Origin of the sequence: Micromonospora sp. NPDC047670 (assembly GCF_043204915.1) — a bacterium.
Classification (GTDB): Bacteria; Actinomycetota; Actinomycetes; order Mycobacteriales; family Micromonosporaceae; genus Micromonospora.
The window spans coordinates 290,278-315,303 of record NZ_JBIDDA010000008.1 but is presented as its reverse complement, the minus strand read 5'-3'; the positions used below and the strand labels follow the sequence as shown (position 1 = coordinate 315,303).

Here is a 25,026-nt window from a genome sequence, read left to right as displayed (position 1 = left end):
GGCACCGCCCCGCCCGGCCGCCCGGCCGGGGCGCGAGGGTCGACGCGGCTCGGCGCGCGGCCGGCGCCGGCGGCCGGTCGCGAGAGGGTCACCCGGCGACGCGGGGGGTCGTCCCGTCCTCACGGCTGCGCCTCCTCCGGCCGGGCGTCCCGGGCGCAGCGGAAGCCGCTGAAGATCTGTCGCCGGATCGGGTAGTCCCAGTTGCGGAAGGTGCCCCGGCACGCGGCCCGGTCGGTGCCGAACGACCCGCCCCGCAGGACCTGGTAGTCGTCGCCGAAGAAGACCTCCGAATACTCCCGGTAGGGAAAGGCCGTGAAGCCCGGGTGCCCCCGGAACGTCGTGGACGTCCACTCCCACACGTCACCGATGAGCTGGTGCACGCCCAGTGGCGAGGCGCCCGCCGGGTAGGCCCCCACCGGGGCCGGCCACAGGTGCCGTTGCCCCAGGTTGGCGTGCTCGGCCGTGGGGTCGTCGTCGCCCCAGGGGTAGCGTCGGGAACGGCCGGTGGCCGGGTCCCAGCGGGCCGCCTTCTCCCACTCCACCTCGGTCGGCAGCCGCTTGCCGGCCCAGGCCGCGAACGCGTGCGCCTCGTGGTAGCAGACGTGCACCACCGGCTCGTCGTCGCGGACCGGGGCCCACCGCCCGAAGCGCCGGTAGGCCCAGCCGTCGCCGTCGCGCCGCCAGTGCATCGGCGCGGACAACCCCGCCTCCCGGCGGTGCCGCCAACCGGCCGGGCTCCACCAGCGCGGGTCGTCGTAGCCCCCGTCGGCGATGAACTCGCGGTAGCGGCCGTTGGTCACCGGAGCGGCGTCGATGACGTACGCCGGCAGGTGGACCCGGTGGGCGGGGCGCTCGTTGTCCAGCGCCCACGGGTCGGTGTCGGTGCCCATGGTGAAGTCACCGGCCGGCACCAGCACCTCGCCGCCGACCCGGGTCCGCGGCTCCGGCGGCGGCGGGGCGTGCAGCACCGCCGGCCCGGCGCGGAGCTGGTGGGTGGCGAGCATCGTCTCGTCGTGCTGCTGCTCGTGCTGCACGATCATGCCGAAGGCGAAGCCGTCGGCGACCAGCGGGCGGTCGGTGAACGCCACCCGGTCCAGCAGGTCGAACACCTTGTCCCGGACGGTGCGCAGGTAGGCGCGGGCCTCCCGCGGCGGCAGCAGCGGCAGCGACGGGCGGTCCCGGCGGGGCTGTTTGAACGCGTCGTACAGGTCGTCGATGTCCCGCCGGACCGGCTCGCGGCCGCCCACGTCGCGGACCAGCCAGAGTTCCTCCTGGTTGCCGACGTGGGCGAGGTCCCAGACCAGCGGGGACATCAGCGGCGAGTGCTGCCGCACCAGGTCGGTCTCGTCGACCGCGTCGGTCAGCAGCGCCGTGCGGGCACGGGTGCGTTCCAGCTCCGCCGCGATCCGGCTGCGCAGCTGCTCCGCGCCCGCGCGTGGCGTGCTCGCTCCGGTCACCGGTGCCTCCTCCCCGCGGCGGCCCGTCGCCGCCGTACGTCTCGGTCGATCTCCTCGTGCCGGGCCGCCGGCAGGTCGAGCCGGGGCAGCGCCGCCAGGGCCAGGTCGAACAGCTCCACGGCGGCGACGGCCAACCCCGGGTCGCGCAGGCCGTCCCGGGCGGCGGCGTGCCAGCGGTGCGCCACCGGCGCGGCGACGGCCCGGGCCGTGTGCACCGTGCCGGGCTCGGCGAGCAGGGCCGCGAGCACCGCAAGCGGGACCGCCCAGTCCCGGCCGGGCTGTGCGTCGAGGTAACGCAGCTCCAGGTAGCCCCGGGGGCGGACCGGCGGGAAGAGGGTGCTCACGTGGTAGTCGAGGTCGTCGGTGGTGGGCGGTCGGGGCAGCGCCCCGTCGACCCAGTCGGCGAAGGTGACCGCCGGCGGCGGCGTCCAGTCGGGGCCGGCGGCACGCACGCAGAGCAGCGGCGCGGCGAGGACGTAGTCGACCCAGGCGGTGACCGGGTCGACGTCGGCCCGCTCCGGCGTCCACACCGGACGGGTGCGGGCCGGGTCGATGGCATACCAGGCGGCCATCCGCGCGGACGCCCAGCCGGTGGCGCGGCCGGCGTGCCGGTCGGCCGTGGCGAAGGCGGCGAGCAGGGGCGGCCCGAGCGCGTGCGCCGCAGCCCAGCGGGCCGGCAGATGCTCCGCCTCCCCGGCGTCCAGGCAGACCTGCAGGCCGGCGGTGCTGTACATCATCGTCCGCCCGGCCGGGCCGCGCCGGTCGAAGACGTGGCGCATGGCGCGGTAGCGGGGGGTCTCGACCACGGGCCGCGGCGGCCGGTGGGGATCGATGCCGCTCCGTCCGAGAACCAGCCCGGCGGCGGCGAGCAGGCCGCTCACCTCGGCCATGTCGCCGTCGGTGGCGTGGACGAGGGTGGCGATCGAGGTGCGGGGCGCGGTGGAGATCTCCAGTTGCCCGCCGGGCTCTACGGTCACGGTGCCACCGTGGCGGAGCGGTGCGGCGGGGCTCGCGCGATCGAGGGTCGGGGGGCAGTGCCGCCCCAGGGCCGCCCGGAGCCGCTCGCCGTCGACCGGGCGGGCGGGATCGGCGGCGTCGTGCACGGTCCATTCGAGTTCGACGCCGATGTGGGTCGGCGGGCCGGTCTTGAAGCAGATCCGCGCGAGGTGGCGCGCGGCCGCGGCGCGCTCGTGCAGGACGGTGGTCCGGTCGAGCTCCGGCGACGTCACCACAGGACGGGCTCCCTTCCCCGCGCCGATCTCCGGTCCGTGCCACCGTAGCGCCGGCCACCGACATCGGCAGGGCACCGACGGCCCACCCGATCCTGTCTATCAGACGAATTACGCGTGGCCGGCCGGAACGGGCGGGGGAATCAGCCGGCCGCCGCCGGGGTCGCCCGCGGCGTGGGCTCGGCCTTCTTCGGCGCCGCGTCGGGCACCAGCTCGCGGCAGAAGTCGTCGACGTTCTCCCGGCTGCCCGCCGCCGTCACCAGGCCCGCGTACGCGGCGGTGTCCAGCGTCCTGTCCCGCTGGGCGGGCGGCTTGGTCAGGTACGCCCGGCAGAGCCCACGCAACTGCTCGGTGCGCTGCTGCGGCGGGCGCGGTCCGCCGCCGGCCGGGCCACCGGGGGTGACCGCACCGGGGGTGGGGCCGGCGGACGGGCTGGGCGGGGCGTCGCCGGGCGTGCCGGTGGGGGCGCCCCCGCTGCCGGTGGCGCCGGTCGACCCGCCCGGCTCCGTCGCCGTGGTGGCCGGCGTCGGGGTGGTCGGGCGCGGCGGCGGAGCCGGGTCGTCGGGGCGGTCCAGGGTGACGGCCGCGAAGGCGGCGCCCGCCGTCGCGGTGACCACGACGCCGGCGGCCCACGCCACGGCGCCGGCGGTGAACCGGCGTCCGCGCGGCGTCCGCGGCGCGGCGGCGGCACCGGTGGCGGGCGCGGCGGCGCGGGCGGCCCGGAAGGCCGCCAGCGCGGCCTCCTCGCCGGCCAGTTCGCCGGGGCGCGCGGGCGCCGCGGCGGCGGAGAGCAGCCGGGCGAGCGGCTCCGGATCGGCCGCGCCGGGCGAGCCGGCGCGGGCCACGTCGAGCAGCCGGTCGGACTCGGCCCGGTCGGCGGGCCGCTCGCTCCGGCGGCGGAAGTTCATCCCGAATCCCCTCACGTCAACCGTCCGCCGGTTCGGCGTGCGGCGCCTGCCGCCGACCGGCGCGCGGACGCGGCGGCGTGGTGCCCTCGGGGGCGGTCGGCGGCTGGGACAGGTCGTAGCGTTCCATCAGGGCGGCGAGCCGGCGCAGCCCCCGGTGGGCCGCGGTGCGCACGGCACCGGGCCGGCGACCGAGCACCCGCCCGGCGGTCTCGGCGTCCAGCCCGATGACCGCGCGGAGCAGGACCGCCTCGGCCTCGCGGGGCGGCAGGGTGGCGATCAGCGCCAGCGCCGCCTCGGTGCCGATCGTCTCGCCGGCCCGCTCAGCGGTGTCGGCGTCGCCGGCCAGCTCACTGAGCGCCTGCACCGGGACCGGCAGCGACGGGCGGCGACGCTGCCGCCGCAGGTGGTCCATGGCCCGGTTGCGGGCGATCGTCACCGTCCAGGCCCGGAACTCACCGCCGGTGAAGCTCGGCAGGTCGCGCGAGATCTGCAGCCAGGTCTCCGAGGCGACGTCCTCGGCGTCGGCGCCGACCAGGGCGGTCAGGTATCGCAGCAGACCGGGCTGGAGGCTGCGGTAGAGGAAACGGAAGGCGTCCTCGTCGCCGGCCTGCGCCGCCGCGACCGCCTCGTTGAGCTCAGCGGACACGTGCCCGCCACCTCCGCGTCCCGGGCACACCGGGGCGGCGCACGCCGATCCGGGCGTGCGCGACGTCAGCACGGTCCGACGACCGGACCTGATCCCGCACCCTCAGCCCCCCGCTGACCTGGTCACACCCGGGGCCGCGGCGGCCCGGACGGTATGTCTGGACTCTCGCCACGGCGGCAGGGCCGACGACACAGCGCCGGCGACGCCGTGGGGCGGGCCCGAGTCGGGCTAACGGTAGGAGCGCCGGGTCGATCGGACAAGTCAGGCCCGGTCGGCAAAAGAGTGAGAATTATCTAGCCGATGGGGGGCGAGTCGCCGTAACGCGACGCGGCCCCGCGACGCTGCGCTCGGTCGCGGCACCGACGGAAGGGGCGTTCGCCCAGCATACGGCGACGATGGGTGGATCTCGTCACGCCGTGTCCACGGCCGGTCACAGCATATCCGAGGCGGCTGGCGGGCCCCTGTCCCCGCCGCTCCGGCGGCGCCCGTCCGGCGGCGGCCTCACGACGCGCCGTTCTCCGCCGCTCTGGGTACGGTGGTGCTGTGTTGTCATCGGAGGTCGTACTCAGCGGTCGGTACCGCCTGGACGAGCGTGTCGCCACGGGCGGCATGGGCGACGTCTGGCGTGCCAAGGACCTCGTCCTCGGCCGTCAGGTCGCGGTCAAGGTCCTGCTGCCCGCGCTGGTCTCCGACCCCGACTTCATCGCCCGCTTCCGTGCCGAGGCGCGGATCATGGCCGCCCTGCGGCACCCCGGCGTCGTCCAGGTCTTCGACTGCGGCGAGGACGACCTGCCCGACGGCGGCCGGGCCGACTACCTGGTCATGGAGTTCGTGACCGGCCAGCCGCTGTCCAAGCGGATCGAGGCCGCCGGCCGACTCGACGTGGGCGAGACGATGGCGATCGTCGCGCAGGTCGCGCAGGCGCTGCACGCCGCGCACCTCGGCGGCATCGTGCACCGCGACGTCAAGCCGAGCAACCTGCTGGTGCAGGAGGACGGCAGTGTGGTGCTGGTCGACTTCGGCGTCGCCCGGTCGACGAACGTCACGAGCATCACCAGCACGAACGCGGTGCCCGGCACCGCGCTCTACATGGCGCCCGAGCAGGCCGCCGGCCGGCCGGTCTCCGGGGCCACCGACATCTACGCCCTCGGCGCCGTGGCCTACTGCTGCCTGAGCGGCAGCCCGCCGTTCACCGGCGACAACCCGCTCCAGGTCGCGGTGCGGCACCTCGACGACGAGCCGCCGGAGCTGCCGCACGACATTCCGGAGGCGGTGCGCGCGCTGGTCTCCCGCGCCCTGGCCAAGGACCCGGCCGACCGGTTCAGCAGCGGGGCGGCGATGGCCGAGGCCGCCCGCGCCGCCGTCTCCGACCCGTCCGCGCCGACCGCCATGGTGGCGGCCCCCGGCGTGGCCGCGCTGCGCGGCGCCGACCCGGGCACCCGCACCGACGTGCCGGTCGTGCCGGCCGGGGCCGTGCGGAAGCGGCGCCGCGGCACCCTGGTCGGCGCGGCCGCGGCGGTGCTGGTGGCGCTGGCCGGGCTCGGCGCGGCGCTGGGCGCGGCGGGCGAGGCCGACGCGCCCGCGGTCAACGTGCCGACGACGGCACCGGCCGCCGTTCCGAGCGGGGGCGCCGAGGTGCCGGCGGGGGACGTGGAGCAGAACCCGGACTCGGGTCGGCCGTTCCGGCCCGCCGGTTCCACCTCCAGCAGGTCGCCGTCGGCCACCGCGTCCCCAATCTCGCCGCAGCCGAGCCAGTCGGCAAGACCGGAATCCCCAGAGCCGACGCGGAGCACCGACCCGGAGCCCACCGGCGAGCCCTCGTCCACCCCGCCGACGGAGCCCACGGACCCGGCGCCGTCCAGCACCCAGACCACCCCGCCGGGTGGGGGCAACCCGCCGCCGGCCGGCGGGGGCGGCGGCACGGCGACGGACCGCGCCTCCTGACCGTGGCGTCCGCGCGGCTCGCGGCCCGTCGACACCCGTGCCGCGGCTCGCGGCCCGTCTCCGGCCGGACGCCGCGCGCTGACGGCCCGCGGCGACCCGTCCCCGGCCAGGCGGCGTCCGGGCGCCGCGGGTGACGCGCCGCTGACGCGCCGCGCGTCCCAGCAGCACCGATAATCCCAAAACGGACTTACGGGCACACGGATCGCCCTACGCTCCGAAGCGGCGTTGTTTCCGTCTGCCTCGGGAGTCCGGGTGAGCGTTGAGAAGTTGGTCGTGATCGGCCAGGGGTACGTCGGCCTGCCACTGGCCATGCGGGCCGTCGAGGCCGGTCTGGACGTGGTCGGCCTCGACGTCGACGCCGACCGGGTCAAGCGGCTCGCGTCGGGCGAGTCGTTCGTCGAGGACATCCCCGCCGACCGGCTGGGCCGCGCGCTGGGCAGCGGCCGTTACCACCCGAGCACCGAGTACGCCGACGCCGAGGGCTTCGACATCTGCGTGATCACGGTGCCCACGCCACTGCGCGACGGCACCCCCGACCTCAGCTTCGTGGAGCAGGCCGGCATCGGCATCGGCCCCTACGTCCGGCCGGGCTGCGCGGTGATCCTGGAGTCGACCACCTACCCCGGCACCACCGAGGAGTTGCTGCGCCCCCTGCTGGAGTCGGCGAGCGGGCTGCGCAGCCCCGGCGACTTCCACCTCGGCTACAGCCCGGAGCGCATCGACCCGGGCAACCGCACGTGGCGGCTGGAGAACACCCCGAAGGTGGTCTCCGGCGTGGACGCGGACTCCCTGGAGCGGGTGGACGGGTTCTACCGGCGGATCGTGGAGCGGACCGTGCCGGTGGGCTCCACCCGGGTGGCGGAGCTGACCAAGCTGATCGAGAACACCTTCCGCCAGGTCAACATCGCTCTGATCAACGAGCTGACCATGCTCTCCCACCACCTGGACATCGACGTCTGGCAGGCGATCGACGCCGCCGAGACCAAGCCGTTCGGGTTCATGCCGTTCCGGCCCGGCCCCGGGGTGGGCGGGCACTGCCTGCCGATCGACCCGTGCTACCTGTCGTGGCAGGTAAAGCGGCGCCTCGGGCGGCAGTTCCGGTTCATCGAGCTGGCCAACGACATCAACCACGAGATGCCCGAGCACGTGGCGCAGCGGATCATGGGCGGGCTGAACCGGACCGGCCGCACGGTGAGCGGGGCCCGGCTGCTGCTGCTCGGGCTGGCGTACAAGAAGAACACCGGCGACATGCGCGACTCCCCCGCCGTCGAGGTCGCCCGCCGCCTGCAGGCCCTCGGGGCGGACGTGCGGGCGGTGGAGCCGTACGCGGAACCGCACCACATCCCGGCCGGGGTCCTCGTGGTGGACCTGACCGAGCGGGAGGTCCGCGCGGCCGACGCGGTGGTGGTCGTCACCGACCACGACGACTTCGACTACGACCTGGTCGTCCGGCACGCCCGGTACGTCTTCGACACCCGCAACCGGTGCTCCGGCCCGGTGGTGGAGCGGCTGTAGACCCGGCAGCACGGGCCGGTCTCCGCCCCTGGTGGAGCGGCTGTAGACCCGGCACCGCTGGCCGGTCCCGCCACCCGACGAGGGCGACGGGACCGGCCGGCGGATGTCACTGGTCGCCGAGCGCCTCGACCACCGGCCGGGCGAGCGCCCGGCGGGCCGGCAGCACCGAGGCGACCAGGGCGGCCACCACGGCGACCCCGAGGATCAGCCCGAGCTGACCCAGCGGCAGCACCACGGCGAAGTCCCCGCTGATCCTGGCCAGCAGGGCCATCGCGGCCGCGCTGACGCCGGTGCCGAGGCCGACCCCCAGCAGCGCGCCGACCAGCGCCATCAGCACCGCCTCGACGGCCAGCATGGCCCGCATCCGGCCCCGGGTCAGCCCGACCGCCCGCAGCACGGCGTTCTCCCGGGTCCGCTCCACCACCGACAGGCTCAGCGTGTTCGCCACCCCGACCAACGCGATCACCACGGCCAGGCCGAGCAGCGCGGTGACGAACGCGAGCAGCATGTCGACCGTGCTGGTGAGCATCTTCTTGTATGCCCCCTGGTCCATCAGGTTGGCCGTCGGATAGCGTGCGACCACCTCCTCGATGGCGGCCCGGGCCTGGTCGGCGGTGACGCCGTCGGCGGGGTCGATCTCGGCCAGGTAGCCCCGCTCGGCGGGGAAGAGCGCGGTGAAGTCCGCGTCCACCACGTCGATCACGTGACCGGCCGGGACGGAGCTGCCGGCCGGGGCCGGCCCGTCGTCGGTGACGATCGCGGCCACCCGGAACGAGCGCCCCCGCACGGTGACGGTGGAGTCGGTCGTCCAGCCCCGCGCCTGCGCCAACTCCCGGTGCACGAGCACCGACCCGGGGGCGAGCCGGTCGACGTCGCCGGCCACGACCCCGGTCAGCGTCCGGCCGACCAGGGCGGGGTGGGCGGCCCGGACCTCGACGTCGGCGGTGACGGCACTGCGTTGCTCGTGCACCACCGCCAGTTCGGGCCGGGCGCGCAGCTCGCCGACGAGCGGCGCGGGCAGGTCCCCGCCGACCCCGGTGACCAGCCAGTCGACCCCGATCTCGGCGTCCACGCTGCGCTCGATGCCGTCCTTGGTGCTGCGCGCGCCCACCACGAACGCCGACACCAGCCCGATGCCGATGACCAGGGCGGTCGCGGTCGCCGCGATCCGGCGTGGGTTGCGCACGGCGTTGGCGACGGCCAGGCCGGCGGTGGCGCCGAACAGCTTGCGGGCGGGCCAGCCCAGCACCCGCACCAGCGCCGGGACGAGCACCGGCCCGAACAGCACGATGCCGAAGAAGGTCAGCACCCCCCCGAGCGCCACAAGCACCACCTGGACGGCGAACGCGGCGCCGACCAGCGCGGCGACCCCGGCGGCGAAGACCAGCGCACCGGAGGCGAGCCGGAACCGGCCGGCACGGCGCGCGGGCTGGACCGCCGCGTCGGTGAGCGCGGCGACCGGCGGCACCCGGGTGCCCCGCCACGCGGGCAGCAGGGCGGCGCCCACCGTGATCGCCGTACCCAGCAGCAGGCTGAGCAGCACGGTCGAGGCGGTGAGGGTGAGCCCGCCGGAGACCGGCGCGTCCAGCCGCGTCATGAGCTGGTTCATGCCGCCGGCCAGCGCGACGCCCAGCAGCACGCCGGCCGTGGAGGCGACCGCGCCGATCACGGCGGACTCCAGCAGCGCCGCCCGGAACAGCTGCCCCCGGGTCGCGCCGACCAGCCGCAGCAGCGCCGTGCGCCGGGTCCGCTGGGCGAGCACGATGGCGAAGGTGTTGGCGATGACGAACCCGGCGACCACCACCGCGACCCCGGCGAAGGTCAGCAGCACCATGTTGAACTGCTCCAGGTTGCGGACCGCGTCCTCGACCGCGTCGTCGAGGATGCGCTGGCGCGTCTTGACGGTCGCGCCGGCTCCGGCGGTCTCGACGAGCCGGTCGGCCAGCGCCGCGTCCGCGACCCCGGGACGGGCGGCCACCATGATCCGGTCGTAGCCGCGCTGCCCGGTCACGGCGAGGGCGTCCGCGCCGACCAGGCCGATGAACGGGCCGCCGACGTCGCGAGAGGTGTCGGCCACGTCGACGGTGCCGACCAGGGTGTACGGGCGGGCCGCTCCCTGACTGCCGCCGACGCGTACCGGCCCGCCGAGGGTGAAGCCCTCCTCGGCGACGGTGAGCGCGTCCAGCACCACCTCGCCGGGGCGGTCGGGCAGCCGCCCGGCCACCACGTCGTACGAGCGCAGGGCCGGGTCGACGGGGACCGCGGCGAGCACGGCGTAGCCGAGCACGGGGCGGCCGTCGGCGCCGACGATCCCGCCGGAGCCCAACAGCTCCCCCTCGGCGGCGGCGACCCCGTCGAGCGCGCGCACCCGGTCGACCAGCGCGGCCGGCAGCGGGTCCTTCGTGGCGGAGTACACGGCGAGGTCGGTGTGCCGGTCGAACGTGCCCGCCCGGTCGTACGCGCCGGCGCGCATCCCGTCGACGAAGATCAGCGTGCCGGCGATGAAGGCGACGCCGAGCACGATGGCCAGCGAGGAGAGCAACAGGCGCAGCGCCTCGGCGCGGAGTTGGCGCAGGGTCAGCCGGATCACCGGGCCACCGCCTGTCCGCCGGCCGGCACGCGCGCCGGGTCGAGGCCGGCGAGGGTGTCCAGCACCCGCTCGGGGGTCGGCGCGGTGAGGTCCCGCACGGGCCGGCCGTCGGCGAGGAAGACCACCCGGTCGGCGTGCCCGGCGGCCAGCGGGTCGTGGGTAACCATGATCACGGTCTGGCCGAGGGCGTCGACGGCCTCGCGGAGCAGGCGCAGCACCTCCGCGCCGGAGCGCGAGTCGAGGTTGCCGGTCGGCTCGTCGGCGAAGATCACCCACGGCTTGGTGATCAGCGCGCGGGCGACCGCCACCCGCTGCTGCTGCCCGCCGGAAAGCTCGGCGGGCCGGTGGCGCAGCCGGTCGGCGAGCCCCACCGCGGCGACGACCTGGCGAAGCCAGGCCGCCTCCGGCCGGCGGCCGGCGATCGCCAGCGGCAGCACGATGTTCTCCTCGGCGGTCAGCGCCGGCAGTAGGTTGAACTTCTGGAACACGAAGCCGACCCGGTCGCGGCGCAGCAGGGTGAGCCGCTTGTCGTCGAGCCGGGAGAGGTCGGCGTCGCCGATGCGCACGCTGCCCGCGGTGGGGCGGTCCAGGCCGGCGAGGCAGTGCATCAGGGTGGACTTGCCGGAGCCGGACGGGCCCATGATGGCGGTGAACCGGCCGGCGGCGAAGTCGACGTCGACGTCGTCGAGCGCGACGACGGCGGCCTGGCCGGCGCCGTACCGCTTGGACAGGCCGCGGGCGGTGACCGCGACGCCGGCGGTGGCGTGCGCGGGAGGTGCGACGGACACGTGGTGCTCCCCGTGGAGATCGTGACTGGGACGTCTCCGACGCTATGGGCGCGGTGGCCGGGGGGCGTCCACCCGCGCGCTCGACCTCGCTGCGACCAGGGGTGCCCCCGACGGGGCGGACCCGTACGACCCGGGTCGTACGCCGGCTCAGCCGCCGGGGGTGACGAGGCCGCTCTCGTAGGCCAGCACCACCGCCTGCACGCGGTCGCGGAGCTGGAGCTTGGCCAGGATCCGCCCGACGTGGGTCTTCACGGTCGCCTCGGCGACGTGCACCCGGGCGGCGATCTCGGCGTTGGAGAGCCCCTGCGCCACCAGCAGGAGGACCTCGCGCTCGCGCTCGGTGAGCTGGGCGAGGCGGGGGTCCTCGGCGGGCCCCGGGCCGAGCCGGCCGGCGAAGCGGTCGAGCAGTCGGCGGGTGATCGACGGGGCGACCACCGAGTCGCCCCGGGCGACCACCCGGATGGCGGCGAGCAGTTCCTCCGGCGGCACGTTCTTGAGCAGGAAGCCGCTGGCGCCGGCCTGCAGCGCGGCGAAGGCGTCCGCCTCGGTGTCGAAGGTGGTGAGCACCAGCACGCGGGGCGACCCGGCGGGCCGGTCCTGGCAGATCCGGCGGGTGGCCTCCACGCCGTCCATGGTCGGCATCCGGACGTCCATCACCACGACGTCGGCCTCGATGCGGGCCAGCACCCGCAGCGCGTCCGCGCCGTCGATCGCCTCGCCGACGACCTCCAGGTCGGGCTGGGAGTCCAGCACCATCCGGAAGCCGGCGCGGACCAGCGCCTGGTCGTCCACGATCACCACGCGGACCGTCATGCCGCCCTCACCTCCGTCGTCCCGGGCGCCGACGGTAGCGGCAGCCGCGCCTCGACCTGCCAGCCCCCGGCCAGTCGCGGGCCGGCGGCCAGGCTGCCGTCGTACACGCTCACCCGCTCGCGCATGCCCACCAGGCCGTGCCCGCCGGACGGGGCGGGGCCGACCGGGGGCCGGCCGCGCCCGTCGTCGACCACCCGGACCACGACGGCGTCCCCGCCGTGGTGGAGGCCGACCTCGACGCCGGCGCCGACGCCGGCGTGCTTGAGCGCGTTGGTCAGCCCTTCCTGCACCACCCGGTAGAGGGTCAGCTCCAGCCCGGGTGGCAGCGGCGCCGGCTCGCCGGTGACCGTGTGGCGCACCCGCAGGCCGGCGGCGCGGAAGCGGTCGAGCAGGGCGGGCAGCTCGGCCAGCACCAGCCGGCGGTGCTCCGGGTCGGCGGTCACCCCGGCGTCGCCGGGCGCGTCCGTCGCGCCCGGGGCGGCCGCCGCGTCGGGCGGGTCCGCCTCGCGCAGTACGCCGACCAGCCGACGCATGTCCTCCAGCGCCTGCCGGCCGGTGTCGGCGACCACCTTCACCGCGTGCCGGGCGGTCTCCGGGTCCCGGTCGAGCATGAAGCGCGCCCCGTCCGCCTGCACGATCATGACGGCCATGCTGTGCGCCACCACGTCGTGCAGTTCGCGGGCGATGCGGGTGCGCTCCCCGGCGACGGCGGCGCGGGCCTCCGCCTCGCGTTCCCGCTCCAGGGTGGCGGCCCGCTCCTCCAGGCTGAGCACGTAGAGCCGGCGGGTCCGCACGTTCAGCCCGACCAGCCAGACCGCCCCGGTGACCAGCCCGAAGTAGATCGCGGTGGCCCACCAGGCGACGGCGCCCCGGGTCTGGACGGCGGCGAGCACCACCCCGACGGCGGCGGTGGCCCCGGCGAGGACGCCGTCGCGGAGCCGGTCGGCGTACTTCACAACGCTGTAGAGGGCGACCAGCACCGCGACGTCGAAGGCCAGCGGGCCCCAGGTGGCGGCCACCTGGATCAGCGCGAGCACCGCCACCGCGGCGGCGACCGCCGACGGGTGGGCGCGGCGGAACAGCAGCGCCACCGCCATCGCGACCCCGACCAGGGTGGCCTTCCACCCGCCGGGCTGGTTCACCGGACCGACGAGGCCGAGGAGCACCACCATCGCGGAGACGAGGACGTCGAAGGCGACGCTGCGCAGCGGGCGGCCGAAGATCGTGCGGTTCACGGTCACCCAGCGTACGTGCCGCGGGTGAGGTGCGGCCGGCGCACGCCGGCTCAGGAGGTTAGCAGGTCCCGCATCCGGTCGATCTCGACGGCCTGCTCGGTGGCGACGGAGTTGGCGAACTCGGACAGGGTGAGGTCGGCGCCGACCTTGAGCAGGTCGGTGGCCATCTGGACGGCGCCCCGGTGGTGCTCGCTCATCATCCGGACGAAGAGCCGGTCGAACTCGGCGCCCCGGGCGGCGGCGAGCTGGCGCATCGCCTCGGGCGACTGCATGCCCCGCATGCTGCCGTGGTCGTGCCCCGGCACGTCGGTGGAGAGCCCCCGGGCCTGCAGCCAGCCCCGCATCATGCCGATCTCCGGGCCCTGGCTGGCCCTGATCCGCTCGGCGAGGGCGCGCAGGTCCGGGTCGGCGGCGCGGTCCGGGGCCAGCTCGGCCATCTCCAGGGCCTGGGCGTGATGCGGGATCATCATCCGGACGAACCAGACGTCCATCGAGTTGTGCCGGGAGGTGGCGGCGCCGCGCAGCTCCTCGGCGGGGCGGACCGCGGCGGTCTCACCCGGTCGGCCCGGCACGATCACGGCGGGTCGGCCCGGATCGACCGGGGCCGGAGCCGACGCCGAGGCGGCGACCGGCTGCGCAGCGGGCGGGGTCGATTCCTCGCCGGACCGGGACAGGACCACGGCCCCGACCGACACCACGAGCACGGATGTGACGACGGCCAGGATCCGCGCGCGCCGGTTGGTCATGGGCCACTCCCGCCGGTAGAGGTCATGGCGATCGTATCCATTGACGGAGAGCCCAACATGTGACCCAGGTCACATCGATGACTCTCGTCGGACGGTAAGGTGTCGACAATCGTCACCCCCTTGCGAAGGGCCTCGCCGATGATCAGATTCCGCACCCCGCGGGCCCGACGGCTCACCACCGTGAGCATCGCCGCGGCCGGCCTCCTCCTCGCCAGTGTCGCCACCGCCCCGCCGGGGAATGCCGGGGTGGCGGCGCGCTTCGCCCCGTCCGGCACGGTGGACACCAACAACACCATCCCCGGCGTCGACGAGATCGTGAGCAGCCCCAACCTGCGGCAGGTCGCCAACCTGCCGAAGCAGGCCCCGCTGGACGCCACGAACAGCGACCTCGCCTTCCAGGGCCGCTACGCCTTCGCCGGCAACTACAACGGGTTCGTCATCTACGACATCTCGCGGCCGACCGCGCCGACCGTCGTGTCGCAGGTGTACTGCCCCGGGTCGCAGAACGACATCTCGGTCCACGGCGACCTGCTGTTCCTCTCCACCGACTCCCCGCGCAGCGACGACTCCTGCAACAGCGCCGGCGCGTCGGCGACGCTGAAGGAGTCCTGGGAGGGCATCAAGGTCTTCGACATCAGCGACAAGGCCAACCCGCGCTACATCAAGGCGGTGGAGACGGCCTGCGGCTCGCACACGCACACGCTCGTGCCGGGGACGGACCGCAAGACGGTCTATCTGTACGTCTCCTCGTACAGCCCGCGGGCGGAGTTCCCCGACTGCCAGCCGCCGCACGACTCGATCTCCATCGTCAGGGTGCCGCTGAAGACGCCCACCGACGCGTCGGTCGTGGCCACGCCGAACCTCTTCCCCGACGGCGGATACGAGGGCCGCACGGGCGGCTCGGCGACCACCGGCTGCCACGACATCACCGCCTACCCGGAGAAGAACCTCGCCGCCGGCGCCTGCATGGGTGACGGCATCCTGATGGACATCTCGGACCGCGAGGCCCCGCGGGTCATCCACCAGGTCCGGGACACGGTCAACTTCGCGTTCTGGCACTCGGCCACGTTCAACAACTCCGGCACGAAGGTGGTCTTCACCGACGAACTGGGCGGCGGCGGCGCGGCCACCTGCAACGAGGCCATCGGCCCGAACCGGGGTGCGGACGCCATCTACGACATCACCGGCCGCGGTGACGCCCGCAAGATGGTCTTCCGCAGCTACTACAAGATCCCCCGGGCCAACGCCGACACCGAGAACTGCGTGGCGCACAACGGCTCGCTGATCCCGGTGCTCGGGCGCGACATCATGGTCCAGGCGTGGTACCAGGGCGGCATCTCGGTCTGGGACTTCACCGACTCGGCCAACCCCGAGGAGATCGCGTTCTGGGAGCGGGGCCCGCTGTCGGCGGACCGGCTGACCGGCGGCGGCTCCTGGTCCGCGTACTACTACAACGGCTACATCTACTCCAACGACATGCAGAAGGGCTTCGACGTCCTGAAGCTGACCGACTGGCGGACCTGGACGGCGAACCTCGTCCGGTACCGCGAGCTGAACGTGCAGACGCAGCCCAGCTACCTGAGCTGGTAGTCACACACCGCGCCGACGGGCCCGGCCCTCACCTCGGGGGCCGGGCCCACCTGTGCGACAGAACGACCCGCCCCGCCGTGACGACCTTGGTCACGGCCACCACCGATGGATGTCCCGGGCGGCGATGTCGGTCAGGTCGCTGCCGGCCTCGCGCGCGGCCGCGAGTGCCTCCTCCAGGATTGCGGTGCGCCGTTGCGCGGGTAGCTGGTCGGAGAGAGCGGTCAGCGCAGCCGAGCGCTGACGGGCCCGCCCGCGGCCGGTGATGGTCCGCGCCATGGCCAGACCGGCCTCCAGGGCCGCGCCCGAGAGGTGCTCGGCCCGGTCGTGCAGCACCCGGGCCAGATACCCGCGCCGGCCCGTGTCCCGCACGGCCTCCAGCATCTCGATCATCAGGTCTTCGGGGAGGACCGGCGCCAGCTCGTCCAGCACCTTGCCGTTGAAGAAGGTCTCGTAGCCGACGTGGTCGAGCCTGATCTCCAGCGCGGCGGCCAGGGCCGCGCGTCGTTCCGGTCCGGTCAGCAGCTCCGCCGCCGCCAGGAGCAGCTCGATCCGGCGGTCGTCGTCGACAACGGCGCGGGCCGCGCGGACGGCCTCGGCCAGGGGCGGTCCCTGCCGGTCCATCGGGAGGAGGCCGGCGATCTCGGTCAGCAGGTACGCGCGGTCGCCATCGTCGGTGACGCGTCGCGCGTCGGCGAGCGCCTCGTCCAGCAGGGCCTTCCGCTCCGTCGCCGGCAGCCGCTCGCTTACGGACATCAGCGTCTGTGCCCGGTCGACGGATGCGCCGATCGCGCGCGCCGACGCCAGAGCCTCGGCCAGCGCCGCCGCCTGCGCCGCCGGGGGAAGCAGGTCGGCGATGACGATCAGCGTCCGGGCTCTGCCGCACGCGTCGGTGATGCGGCCCGCCACGCTCAACGCTTCCGCCAGCAGCAGGCCGCGTTGCGCGGCGGGCAGCTCGGCGGCCACCTCCGCCAACAGCTCAGCGTGACCCTCGGCGTCCTGTTCCCCCGCGATCGCCTCGGCGAGCGCCGCCGCCCGCTCCTCGACGGGCAGGAGCGGAATCAGCCCGGTCCAGCGCCGGCGCCGGACCGGATACTCGCCCTCCACCGGCGGATTGACGGCCCCGACCACGGCACGGGCCTCGGCACGCACCGGGGCGGCGACGTCGTCCGGCAGACGCGGGAGCAGGGCGATCAGTACGTCGGCGCGATACTCGGGTTCAGCGATCTCCCGGGCCGCCGGAAGCGCGTGGACGGCCAGCACGGCTGGCAGACGTGGCGCGAGCGTTTCCAGCGCGATCGCGCGGTGGATGCTCGGAGGAAGGGTGGCCGCCATCGTCAGGGCCCGGCCCATCAGCTCGACCGGCAGGAGCGGGACCAGGGCCGTCAAGGCCGACCCGGTGGGGGGCCAGCCCTCGTCGTCCTCCTCGGCCAGGGACAGGATCCGGGGCCAGTCATCCGCGGGCAGCATCGGCGCCACCTCGTCTACCAGCGGGTCGCTCGCACCGCCCCGCACGCCGTTCCCGGCCTTCACCACGGCGGCGACCATCGCCTCACGCACCACGCCGGGCTTCCGGGTCTCGGGCACGTACGGCAGCAGCGCGAGCAGGGCCCGGCAGCGATCCTCGCTCCCGTCGTGGCGGCGGGCGTTGGACACGGCTCGGGTGGCGTCCCAGACGCCGGTCTCGACAAGCAGCACCGCCAGTTCGTCGTGGACGCGCTCGCCCGCGGCTCTCGCGCAGTGCCGCATCAGCGCGTACCGCATCTCGAGCCCGAGAGACGCGGGCCGTCGTCCCGCCGCGACGTCGGCGTCGGTGGCCTCCCGCGCGCGCTGCCGGGCGGCGTCGAGGTCGCGGAGATAGCCGTCGACGTCGCCGACGCGATGGCGGGCGTCGAACCACACGTTCACCATGCCGGGACGTCCCGACCCGGCGGGTCGCTCGCACGCCAGCAGCCGGTGAACGTCCTCGTCGCGGCCGGCCGCGAGCAGGATGGGCACCACATCGCGGAATCCGGCACCGCCGTCCACGCCGCCCGATGTCGGGTCCCCGACGAGCCGGGGCAGCCCGTCGTCCAGCCCGCCCCACGAGCGCAGGTGGCGATCGGCTACCTCTGGGGCGCTTCTTCGCGCACGAAGGTCGACCAGGGCGCGGTGCAGCCGGACGTACCACTCGCTCCTCATCGCGGCCAGCATGGCCGGCCGGTGGTCTGAGGATCAAGCAATTTCGGCGGCGCGTGCCGACGCGCGGCAGACGCGGGCCTCCACCGACCGGCCGTAGGCGCGGTCCCACGCCGCCGAGCCGGAGCGCGCGCCGCCGAAACGGGGGTGGGTCAGGTCACGGGAAGTTGGTAGCGCCGCTCGCCGCCGCCGGTCGCGGTGGTCAGCCGGACCTCGCCGCTGCGCAGGCCGTACGTCACCGACCAGCGGGTGTGCGACTGGCGTACGTCGTTGAGGATCTCGAACGCCGCCGGGGCGTCCACCGTGCCGCCCGTCCTGTCGAGCGCGGCGGCGATCACTCCGTAGCGGTGGTCGGCGCGGCGGCGCTGCTCGTCCACCCCGACGACGGGCACGTTGGTCAGCGCCCGCCAGTCGCCGCGTCCCCTGTCGACCGACATCTTCCCGTCGACGAACTCGACCACCGCGGAGGCCCCGGTCGCGTCGGCGAGCAGATAGTGCAGGGGCGGGCCGTCGGTGAAGTCGAGGTTGTACCGCTCGAAGACGGCCACCGCCTCGTCCACCGTGGCCGCCTGGTCGAGCACCAGACGCTGGATGCGGACCGACCCGACGGTCGCCTTGCCCGGGTCGGCGACGGCCCGCGCGCCGTCGTCGGCGGCGAGCCCGATCGCCAGGCCCCGCTCGTTCATCCCGTCGAACGGCAGCAGCGGCGCGTTCAGCAGCCGCCGGTCGCCGGTCGGGTCGGAGCCCACCCCGAGGTAGGACATGTCCACCACGGAGATCGAGGCGTACCCCTGCGGAGGGTCGGTGCGCAGCACCAGCGCCGGGTTGGCGTCCCAGTCGAAGTTGCGGGCGAACAGCGGCCGGGCCGGGTCGCCGGTGGCGGCGAAGAGGGAGCAGCCGAACGCCTTGGCCGGGCGCGCGTCGGTGCCGACCGTCGCGTCGTACGCCCCGACGTAGGTCATCTCGTACAGCGGAAGGTCGTTCACCCTGCGCAGGCTGGCCAGGGTCTTCTCGACCTGGCCGGGGTCCTGCCGGGAGGCGCTCGGCGTGCCGGCCGGCGTCGCCGGCGACGCGGGCGGCCCGGGCTCCGCGCTGGAGCAGGCGGTCACAGCGAGCAGCAGGGCGACACCGGTGCCCAGGAGAGTCCTCCGCATATCCTCTGGACGCTAGGGCAGGAATCGAGGGTTGTCCACCGGCCGATCGGCCGCTCCGCCGCGCGACCGGCGGCGGGACGGTCAGCCGGAGGGGATCCGCGCGAGCTGCTCGCGGATCGCCTCGTCGGTCAGCGCCGGGCGGCCGCCCGGGTGGCCGACGGTAGCGCCGGCGGCCGCCACGGCGTAGCGGGCGACGCGGTCCCGGGGCTCACCGCGCAGCAGGCCGAGCGTCAACGCGGCGACGAACGCGTCTCCGGCGCCGGTGTCGTCCACGGTGGGCGTCTCGCTCAGCGGCAGGAACAGCTCGCCGTCCGGCCAGACGAAGGCGTTGCCCTCCCCGGCCACCTCGATCGCCAGCAGGGACGGGCCGCGCCGCAGCAGCTTGCGCCCGGCGGCGAGGCCGCCCTCGGCGTCGCGCGGCGCGTCGCCGGTGACCAGCTCGACCTCCTGCGCGTCGGCGCGCAGCACGTCGGCGAGGGCGAGCAGCTCGTCGGTGTCGGCCAGGTCGGTCGGGGCGCCGTCGAGCACGACCAGCCGGCCGGCCTCCCGGGCGGTCCGGGCCGCGACCAGGGCGGCCCGCGCGGGCTGCTGCAACTGCACCAGGGCGGCTCGCGCGGCGCGCAGCGCGCCGGCGGCCCCCGCCACGTCGTCCGGGTCGAGCAGGGTGGCCTCGGGCAGGTCCTCCAGGTAGCGCCAGCGGGCGTCGGCGTCGACCACGTCGACGATGAGACCGGTCGGGGTGCCGGGCCGGCGCAGCACCCGCTCGACGTCGATCCCGTCGGCCCGCGCCTGCGCCAGCAGCCGCTCCCCCACCTCGTCGTCGCCGACCACGCCGAGCAGCCCGACCGACGCGCCGAGCTGGGCGAGCCCGACGGCCTGGTTGGCCCCCTTGCCGCCGAGCAGCTCGCGGCGGCGGCGCACCGGCGCGCTGCCGCCGGCCTCCGGCACCTCGTCGACCAGCAGCACCAGGTCCCGGGCCACCTGCCCGACCACCATCACGTCCAGTCCCGTCATGGCTCTGGTGTTACCCCGGGCGGCGCGGCGCAGTCCTCGGCCCGCTCCCGGCCGGCCCGTTCGGCCACCGGCCCACGGCGGGTACGGACGTCCTCCCGGCCACCGCCGCCCGGCGGTACGAGCTTGTGGACGGTCGACGCTCAGGCCAGGCGGACCGGCAGCTGCAGCTCGGTGACGCCGTTGTCCGGGTCGTCCTGGCAGTAGTCGAGGTATACCTCACGGGCGAAGCCGTCCGCCCGGTAGCCGTGCTCCTCGATCCAGCGGGCCAGCACCGCCATGCTCCGCTCGACCTCGTCCATCGGGCCGCGGTGCACGATCGTCGCCGCGGCGTCCACCGCGGGCAGGTCGACCACGGCGAAGTCGACAGCCGCAGCGGGACCGGCCGTCACGCTCACCCCGGCGTGCACCACGACCGCCTCTGCGTCGGCCTCCCCCGCCGGGGCGTACCAGGCGATGCCCGGCCCGCTCGGCGTGACCCCGGCGGCGGCCAGCCGGCGGAACAGTGGCGCAGCATCCGCACCGACACCCGGCCCAGTCGGGCGAAGTCTCCGATACTGAACATGGCCCCCCTACGGTCGACGGTGACACCGTGTCAGAGTCAACCCCGGGGCGTCGCCTCACCCCGGCAGCGCCGCCTCGTCGCCCCGGGTGCGGCGCGGGCCGACCAGCCGGCGCACCATCGGCGCGGCGTTCCACCTGGCCGCGCCCACCAGGTCACGGGCGTGCTCCAGGACGGTGTAGTCGGGCCGGGCCCGGCCGGCCGCCAGCGCCCGGTCGAGGTCGTTGTCGCAGCGGGTCAGCACGCTGTCGAAGTCGCGGCGGACCGGTTCGAGCAGGTGGTAGCCGAACGAGCGGTGCAGCCGGGCGAAGAACGGCCGGTACAACCGGGCGCGCTCGTGCAGCCCCGACGAGTACGACATCGGGTTCTTCGGCCGACGGCGGACGTAGTCGGGCAGCAGGTCGGCGAAGGCCCGGCGGACAATCCACTTCTCCTGCCCCTCGCGCATCTTCAGCCCGATCGGCAGCCGCATCGCCAGCTCCACCAGGCTCAGGTCGAGGAACGGCACGCGGGCCTCGACCCCGTACCCCATGCTGGTCCGGTCGACGCGCTGCAACTCCGTACGGCAGAGGTTGCGGATCTTGTGCAGGAAGAGCCGGCGGGACGCCTCGGGGCCGACCTCGTGGTACATCGGGTAGCCGCCGAACAGCTCGTCCGAGCCGTCCCCGGTGAGCACCACCTTGACGCCCAGCTCACGCAGCCGACGAAAGAGCGGCACGGAGACCACGGCGTTGATGATGTCGCCGTACTCGGTCAGCTCCGAGATCCGGATGGCCTCCCGGATGTCGGCCAGCCGGATGTCGCGCGGGCGCAGCGTCACCACCTCGTGCGGCACCCCGAGGTCCCGCGCCAATCGCCGCGCGTACGCCACGTCGGGGCTGTCCGGCACCCCGACCGTGACCGCGACGCAGTCGGGGTGCATCTCGCGTACGTGCAGCAGGGCCAGCGAGCTGTCCAGCCCGCCGGAGAGCACCACCCCGACGGTCAGGTCGGTGTCCACCCGCATCCGGATGCTGTCGGTGAGGGCGGCACGGACGAGCAGGGCGGCCTCGTCCGGGTCGTCCACCACCGGCAGCCCGTCGCCGAGGGCGAGCAGGTCGACGTACGCGCGCAGCCGGACCTGCCCGTCCGGCTCGGCCCAGCCGTGGTGCCCGGGCGGCACCTCGGCGATCGGGGCGCCGTGCCCGACCAGCGCCTTCACCTCGCTGGCGACGTGCAGGCAACCGGGCGTGCGGGCCCAGTAGAGGGGCTTCACGCCGAGTGGGTCCCGGACCAGGTAGGCCCGGCCCGTGGCCCGTTCCACGACCGCGAAGGCGTACTCGCCGCGCAGCCGGGTGACGATGCCCTCGCCCCACCGCAGGAACGCCTCGAGCACCACCTCGGTGTCGCCGGCGGTGCGGAAGCGGTGTCCGAGCCGCACCAGTTCGGCGCGCAGCTCGTGGTGGTTGAAGACCTCGCCGTTGTAGCAGAGCAGCCACCGCTCGTCGGCGGAGGTCCAGGGCTGCACGGCCCGGTCCCGGTCCACCACCCGCAGCCGGCGGGTGCCGGTCAGCAGGCCGTTCTCGTAGCGGGTCTCGGTGACCTCGCCGCGCGGGACGAGGGTGGCGAGCATCCGCCGGAAGGTCGTCGGGTCGGCCTCGGGGCCGAGGCTCAACGCGATGCCGCACATCGGCTCAGACCCCCATCTCGGCTTCGTACGCGCGGCGCAGCCGCCGGCTCGCGCTCGGCGCGAGGCACAGGTGCCAGGCCTGCCCCTCGTCGACCACGTTGACCTCTCCGGCGCGCTGCCGGGCCAGCAACAGCTCGGCGAGGGTGTCCCGGACACCGAAGCGGCCGAACCACTCCAGCTCGACGTCGACCGCCCAGCCCAGGCAGTGGCCGCTGGGCACCATCGCGGCGTACCCGAGGCGGCGCAGCCGGTGCTGGTGCTCGGCGCTGCGGACCAGGCTGGTCACCCACAGCGGCGGGGTGGCCGGCGGGGTGGTGGCGGCGAACTCCCGGCCGATGTCGTTGAGCAGCGCCACGACCTCCCGCCGCGCCCGCCGGAACCGCAGCCCGGCGGTGCGGGGCGTGGCGTGCGGCCGCAGCCGGCGCCCGACGGCCCGCACCCCCCGCCCGAGCAGCGTCTCCGGCTGCTCGGTGTAGCGGAAGCGGAGCAGGTCGCGGCGGCGCAGCCACTCCAGGTCCACCAGGTCCGGACTGGCGTCGACCTGGGCGTCGGTGAGGAAGGTCGGGGCGTGGCGCCACCACATCACGTCGACGCGGGAGAGCAGGTAGATCCGGACCAGCGCGGTGAGGTCGGCGGCAGAGCTGCGCGCGTTGGGCTGGTAGCGGGCCATCTCCAGCAGCAGCGTCTCGCGGGCGCCGATCAGCCCCTGTGGGGTGGCGTCGAGCACCGCGGCGATCGCGGGCTCGCGCAGCCGGTCGTCGATCAGCACCTGCCGGGCTGCCGTGCACGACGCCCCGGCCAGGGCGCCGACCTCGACCAGCAGGTCGGCGACGGCCGCCCGGTAGGCGTCGAGGTCCGGCGCGGTGGCCGCACGGGGCGGCGTGCCGGGCACGCGTCGGCGCGTGCGGGCCGCGGGAGTGACGGAGGGACCGGGCTGCTGTCCCGGACTTCGGCTGGGCACTCGCATGGTCGGGTCCTCTCTCCCGTCACGACATCACTGTGTGCATCGCCCCTGGGCACACCGTAATCAGGCGGGACGGGATGAGTCCGAACAATCCTCTTATCTCCTCCTAAGGGGCCGTGTGAAAGCGCGGCCGGCACGAACCGCTACGGCCGGGACTCCCCGCTCAACCGCTGCACCTCGGCGTACGAGGGCGGTTCCTGCAGCGCGGCACCCGACCGGACGGTGTCCAGGGCGTCCAGGGCGGCGCCGAGCGCGACCCGGAACAGCAGCGAGCCCGTGCTCACCCGCGCCACGCCGAGCGACCGCAGCTCGTCGAGGGTGGGCCCGCCGGGCCGGTGCAGCACGTTCAGCGGCGCGTCGACCCTGGCGACGAGGGTGGCGATCGTGCCGGCGTCCGGCGTCCCGGGCACGAAGATCCCGTCGGCGCCGGCGTTGCGGTACTCGCGGGCGCGGCGCAACGTCTCCGGCAGCGGGTCGGGCACGCCGAGCCACCACGTGTCGGTGCGGGCGTTGACGAACAGGTCCGGCACCGCGGCCTTGACGGCGGCCACCTTGGCCGCGGTCAGCTCCGGCGGGTCGAGGTCGCCGTCGCCGCGGCCGTCCTCGATGTTGATCCCGACCACCCCGAGCGCCGCCAGCTCGGCGGCCAGGTCGGCGACGGCCGCCGGGTCGTCGGCGCAGCCCGCCTCCACGTCGACGGTCAGCAGCACCGGGAGCCCGCGCAGCGCGCGGGCCAGCCGGACGTTCTCCGCCCGGGTCGCCGCCGCCGCGTCCGGCAGGCCGGCGGCCGCCGCGACCCCCAGGCTGGTGGTGCCGACGGCACGGTATCCCCGCGCGACGTACGCGGCGGCGCTGGCGTGGTCCCAGGCGTTGGGCAACAGCAGCGGCCGGCCGGTGTGGTGCAGGGCGTGGAAGGCGGCGCGGCGTTCGTTCATCGGTTCTCCACCTCGATCTTCGTGGCGACGCGCAGCAGCGCGTGTGGTTCGTGGGTCACCGGGGCGGGCACGGTCCGGCAGCGGTGGCGCAGCACCTGCACCACCCCGGCGGCCAGGGCCAGCGCGTGCCGCTCGCCGGGGCAGCCCCGCGGTCCCGCGCCGAAGGTCAGGGCCACGCCCGGCCGGCCGGGCGCGAAGCGGTCGGGGTCGGCGTGCGCCGCGGGATCCCGGTTGGCCGCGTCGAAGCGCAGCAGCACCTCGTCGCCCGGCGCGAGGTCGCGGCCCGCGAGCCGGACCGGCGCGACCGCGACCCGCCGGGTGCCGCGCACCGGCGGGTCGAGCCGGAGCACCTCGGCGAGCAGGTCGCCGGTCGGCACGGTCGAGGGCAGCGGCAGTCCGTGGCGGGTGGCCGCGCCGATCAGTCCGGCGGTGGCGTCGCACGCCTGGACCAGCAGGCCGACCCGGTTCGCCACCTCCTCGGGCGGGCCCGGCGGCGTCATCGCCACCAGCGCCGCCACCGCCCGGTCGGCCACGGCGACCCGGGCGGCGTCCGCACCCGGGTGGTAGGCGGCCGCCACGGCGGTCACCGCCGGCACGGCCGCGTCCGGGTCGGCGAGCCCCAGGCGGGCCGCCAGCACCGACAGCGGTACGCGCCGGGCGAGGGTCGCCATCACGTCCAGCCGGTCACCGGCCCGGTCGAGCGCGTCCCCGGTCAGCCGGGCCGCCGCGGCGCGCAGCCCGTCGGGGTCGAGAGCGGCCAGGACGGCGACGCCGGCGGCCCGGCGGGTCGGGTGCCGGTGCGGGGCGCTGAACCGGCTGACGGAGCCGCGCAGCCAGGCCAGGGTGCCCGGCGCTCCGTCCGGGGCGACAGGCACCTGGCAGGACGCGTCGGCGAGCACCGCCCGCACGTCGGCGTGCCGGGTCACCGTCCAGCCGGTGTCCGGGTCGAAGGCGGGCGGGGCGCAGGGCGGCGTGCCGGGCGCCGGCGCGATGACGAGGTCGTTGACGGTCACGCCACGACGGTAGGGCCGGGTTCCTTCGGCGCCCGCCGAACTGTCGGCCGGACGGTGTGGCCCTGCCGGGGTCGGTCGCGGT

General features: G+C 75.5%; 20 protein-coding genes. 3 read left to right on the top strand and 17 right to left on the bottom strand.

Going from position 1 to position 25,026, the window contains the following annotated elements; translation table 11 throughout:
* Window positions 1–119: 119 nt before the first annotated feature.
* From egtB to ACGF7U_RS21425, 4 genes are all read right to left on the bottom strand, one after another.
* The gene (egtB, locus tag ACGF7U_RS21440; protein WP_393109171.1) at window positions 120–1,457 is read right to left on the bottom strand and encodes an ergothioneine biosynthesis protein EgtB; all 1,338 of its coding nucleotides are present in this window, start codon (window positions 1,455–1,457) and stop codon (window positions 120–122) included.
* Window positions 1,454–2,689 carry an ergothioneine biosynthesis glutamate--cysteine ligase EgtA gene (gene egtA / locus ACGF7U_RS21435; RefSeq protein WP_393109169.1) on the bottom strand — a complete coding sequence of 412 codons (1,236 nt, stop codon included), beginning with the start codon at window positions 2,687–2,689 and terminating at the stop codon, window positions 1,454–1,456. Before egtA ends, egtB begins: the two co-directional genes overlap by 4 nt.
* A gap of 140 nt (window positions 2,690–2,829) precedes the next feature.
* Window positions 2,830–3,594: a hypothetical protein gene (locus ACGF7U_RS21430; RefSeq protein ID WP_393109167.1), complete on the bottom strand. Its 765-nt coding sequence runs from the start codon at window positions 3,592–3,594 to the stop codon at window positions 2,830–2,832.
* A gap of 16 nt (window positions 3,595–3,610) precedes the next feature.
* Complete coding sequence (locus ACGF7U_RS21425) at window positions 3,611–4,240, bottom strand: RNA polymerase sigma factor (RefSeq protein ID WP_393109165.1); 630 nt, start codon at window positions 4,238–4,240, stop codon at window positions 3,611–3,613.
* 543 nt (window positions 4,241–4,783) lie between these two features.
* Between ACGF7U_RS21425 and ACGF7U_RS21420 the strand changes: the two genes are divergently transcribed.
* A complete protein-coding gene (locus ACGF7U_RS21420; RefSeq protein WP_393109163.1) occupies window positions 4,784–6,184 on the top strand; it encodes a protein kinase in 1,401 nt (466 codons plus the stop codon).
* A 252-nt stretch (window positions 6,185–6,436) separates the two neighbouring features.
* The gene (locus ACGF7U_RS21415) at window positions 6,437–7,699 is read left to right on the top strand and encodes a nucleotide sugar dehydrogenase (protein ID WP_393109161.1); all 1,263 of its coding nucleotides are present in this window, start codon (window positions 6,437–6,439) and stop codon (window positions 7,697–7,699) included.
* A gap of 106 nt (window positions 7,700–7,805) precedes the next feature.
* Here the strand turns inward: ACGF7U_RS21415 and ACGF7U_RS21410 are convergent, their stop codons facing one another.
* The 5 genes from ACGF7U_RS21410 to ACGF7U_RS21390 all read right to left on the bottom strand — a co-directional run bounded on the left by ACGF7U_RS21410 (window position 7,806) and on the right by ACGF7U_RS21390 (window position 13,871).
* Window positions 7,806–10,289, bottom strand: coding sequence for an ABC transporter permease (locus ACGF7U_RS21410; protein ID WP_393109159.1), 2,484 nt, complete (start codon window positions 10,287–10,289; stop codon window positions 7,806–7,808).
* A complete protein-coding gene (locus ACGF7U_RS21405) occupies window positions 10,286–11,077 on the bottom strand; it encodes an ABC transporter ATP-binding protein (protein ID WP_393109157.1) in 792 nt (263 codons plus the stop codon). The genes ACGF7U_RS21410 and ACGF7U_RS21405 overlap by 4 nt, the downstream gene beginning before the upstream one ends.
* 147 nt (window positions 11,078–11,224) lie before the next feature.
* The gene (locus ACGF7U_RS21400; RefSeq protein ID WP_393109155.1) at window positions 11,225–11,890 is read right to left on the bottom strand and encodes a response regulator; all 666 of its coding nucleotides are present in this window, start codon (window positions 11,888–11,890) and stop codon (window positions 11,225–11,227) included.
* On the bottom strand, window positions 11,887–13,131 hold the full coding sequence (locus ACGF7U_RS21395; protein ID WP_393109153.1) for a sensor histidine kinase: 1,245 nt from the start codon (window positions 13,129–13,131) through the stop codon (window positions 11,887–11,889). Before ACGF7U_RS21395 ends, ACGF7U_RS21400 begins: the two co-directional genes overlap by 4 nt.
* 44 nt (window positions 13,132–13,175) lie before the next feature.
* Complete coding sequence (locus ACGF7U_RS21390; protein ID WP_393109151.1) at window positions 13,176–13,871, bottom strand: DUF305 domain-containing protein; 696 nt, start codon at window positions 13,869–13,871, stop codon at window positions 13,176–13,178.
* 138 nt (window positions 13,872–14,009) lie between these two features.
* Here ACGF7U_RS21390 and ACGF7U_RS21385 point away from each other — a divergent pair, with 138 nt between their 5' ends.
* Complete coding sequence (locus tag ACGF7U_RS21385; RefSeq protein WP_393109149.1) at window positions 14,010–15,461, top strand: LVIVD repeat-containing protein; 1,452 nt, start codon at window positions 14,010–14,012, stop codon at window positions 15,459–15,461.
* Window positions 15,462–15,551: 90 nt separating this feature from the next.
* Here ACGF7U_RS21385 and ACGF7U_RS21380 read toward each other — a convergent pair whose 3' ends face one another.
* The 8 genes from ACGF7U_RS21380 to ACGF7U_RS21345 all read right to left on the bottom strand — a co-directional run bounded on the left by ACGF7U_RS21380 (window position 15,552) and on the right by ACGF7U_RS21345 (window position 24,944).
* Entirely contained in the window at window positions 15,552–17,639 is a 2,088-nt protein-coding gene (locus tag ACGF7U_RS21380; protein ID WP_393109147.1) for a hypothetical protein, read from the bottom strand.
* Window positions 17,640–17,788: 149 nt separating this feature from the next.
* Window positions 17,789–18,790: a linear amide C-N hydrolase gene (locus ACGF7U_RS21375; RefSeq protein WP_393109145.1), complete on the bottom strand. Its 1,002-nt coding sequence runs from the start codon at window positions 18,788–18,790 to the stop codon at window positions 17,789–17,791.
* An 81-nt stretch (window positions 18,791–18,871) separates the two neighbouring features.
* Complete coding sequence (locus ACGF7U_RS21370) at window positions 18,872–19,804, bottom strand: PfkB family carbohydrate kinase (protein WP_393109143.1); 933 nt, start codon at window positions 19,802–19,804, stop codon at window positions 18,872–18,874.
* 140 nt (window positions 19,805–19,944) lie between these two features.
* Window positions 19,945–20,259 (bottom strand): GyrI-like domain-containing protein, encoded by a 315-nt coding sequence (locus ACGF7U_RS21365; RefSeq protein WP_393109227.1) that lies wholly within the window; start codon window positions 20,257–20,259, stop codon window positions 19,945–19,947.
* A gap of 162 nt (window positions 20,260–20,421) precedes the next feature.
* A complete protein-coding gene (locus ACGF7U_RS21360; protein WP_393109141.1) occupies window positions 20,422–22,032 on the bottom strand; it encodes an asparagine synthetase B family protein in 1,611 nt (536 codons plus the stop codon).
* Window positions 22,033–22,036: 4 nt separating this feature from the next.
* The gene (locus ACGF7U_RS21355; RefSeq protein WP_393109139.1) at window positions 22,037–22,999 is read right to left on the bottom strand and encodes a DUF5715 family protein; all 963 of its coding nucleotides are present in this window, start codon (window positions 22,997–22,999) and stop codon (window positions 22,037–22,039) included.
* Between the two features lie 140 nt (window positions 23,000–23,139).
* Window positions 23,140–23,931 (bottom strand): isocitrate lyase/phosphoenolpyruvate mutase family protein, encoded by a 792-nt coding sequence (locus ACGF7U_RS21350; RefSeq protein WP_393109137.1) that lies wholly within the window; start codon window positions 23,929–23,931, stop codon window positions 23,140–23,142.
* A complete protein-coding gene (locus ACGF7U_RS21345; protein WP_393109135.1) occupies window positions 23,928–24,944 on the bottom strand; it encodes a cytochrome P450 in 1,017 nt (338 codons plus the stop codon). The genes ACGF7U_RS21350 and ACGF7U_RS21345 overlap by 4 nt, the downstream gene beginning before the upstream one ends.
* Window positions 24,945–25,026 lie beyond the last annotated feature (82 nt).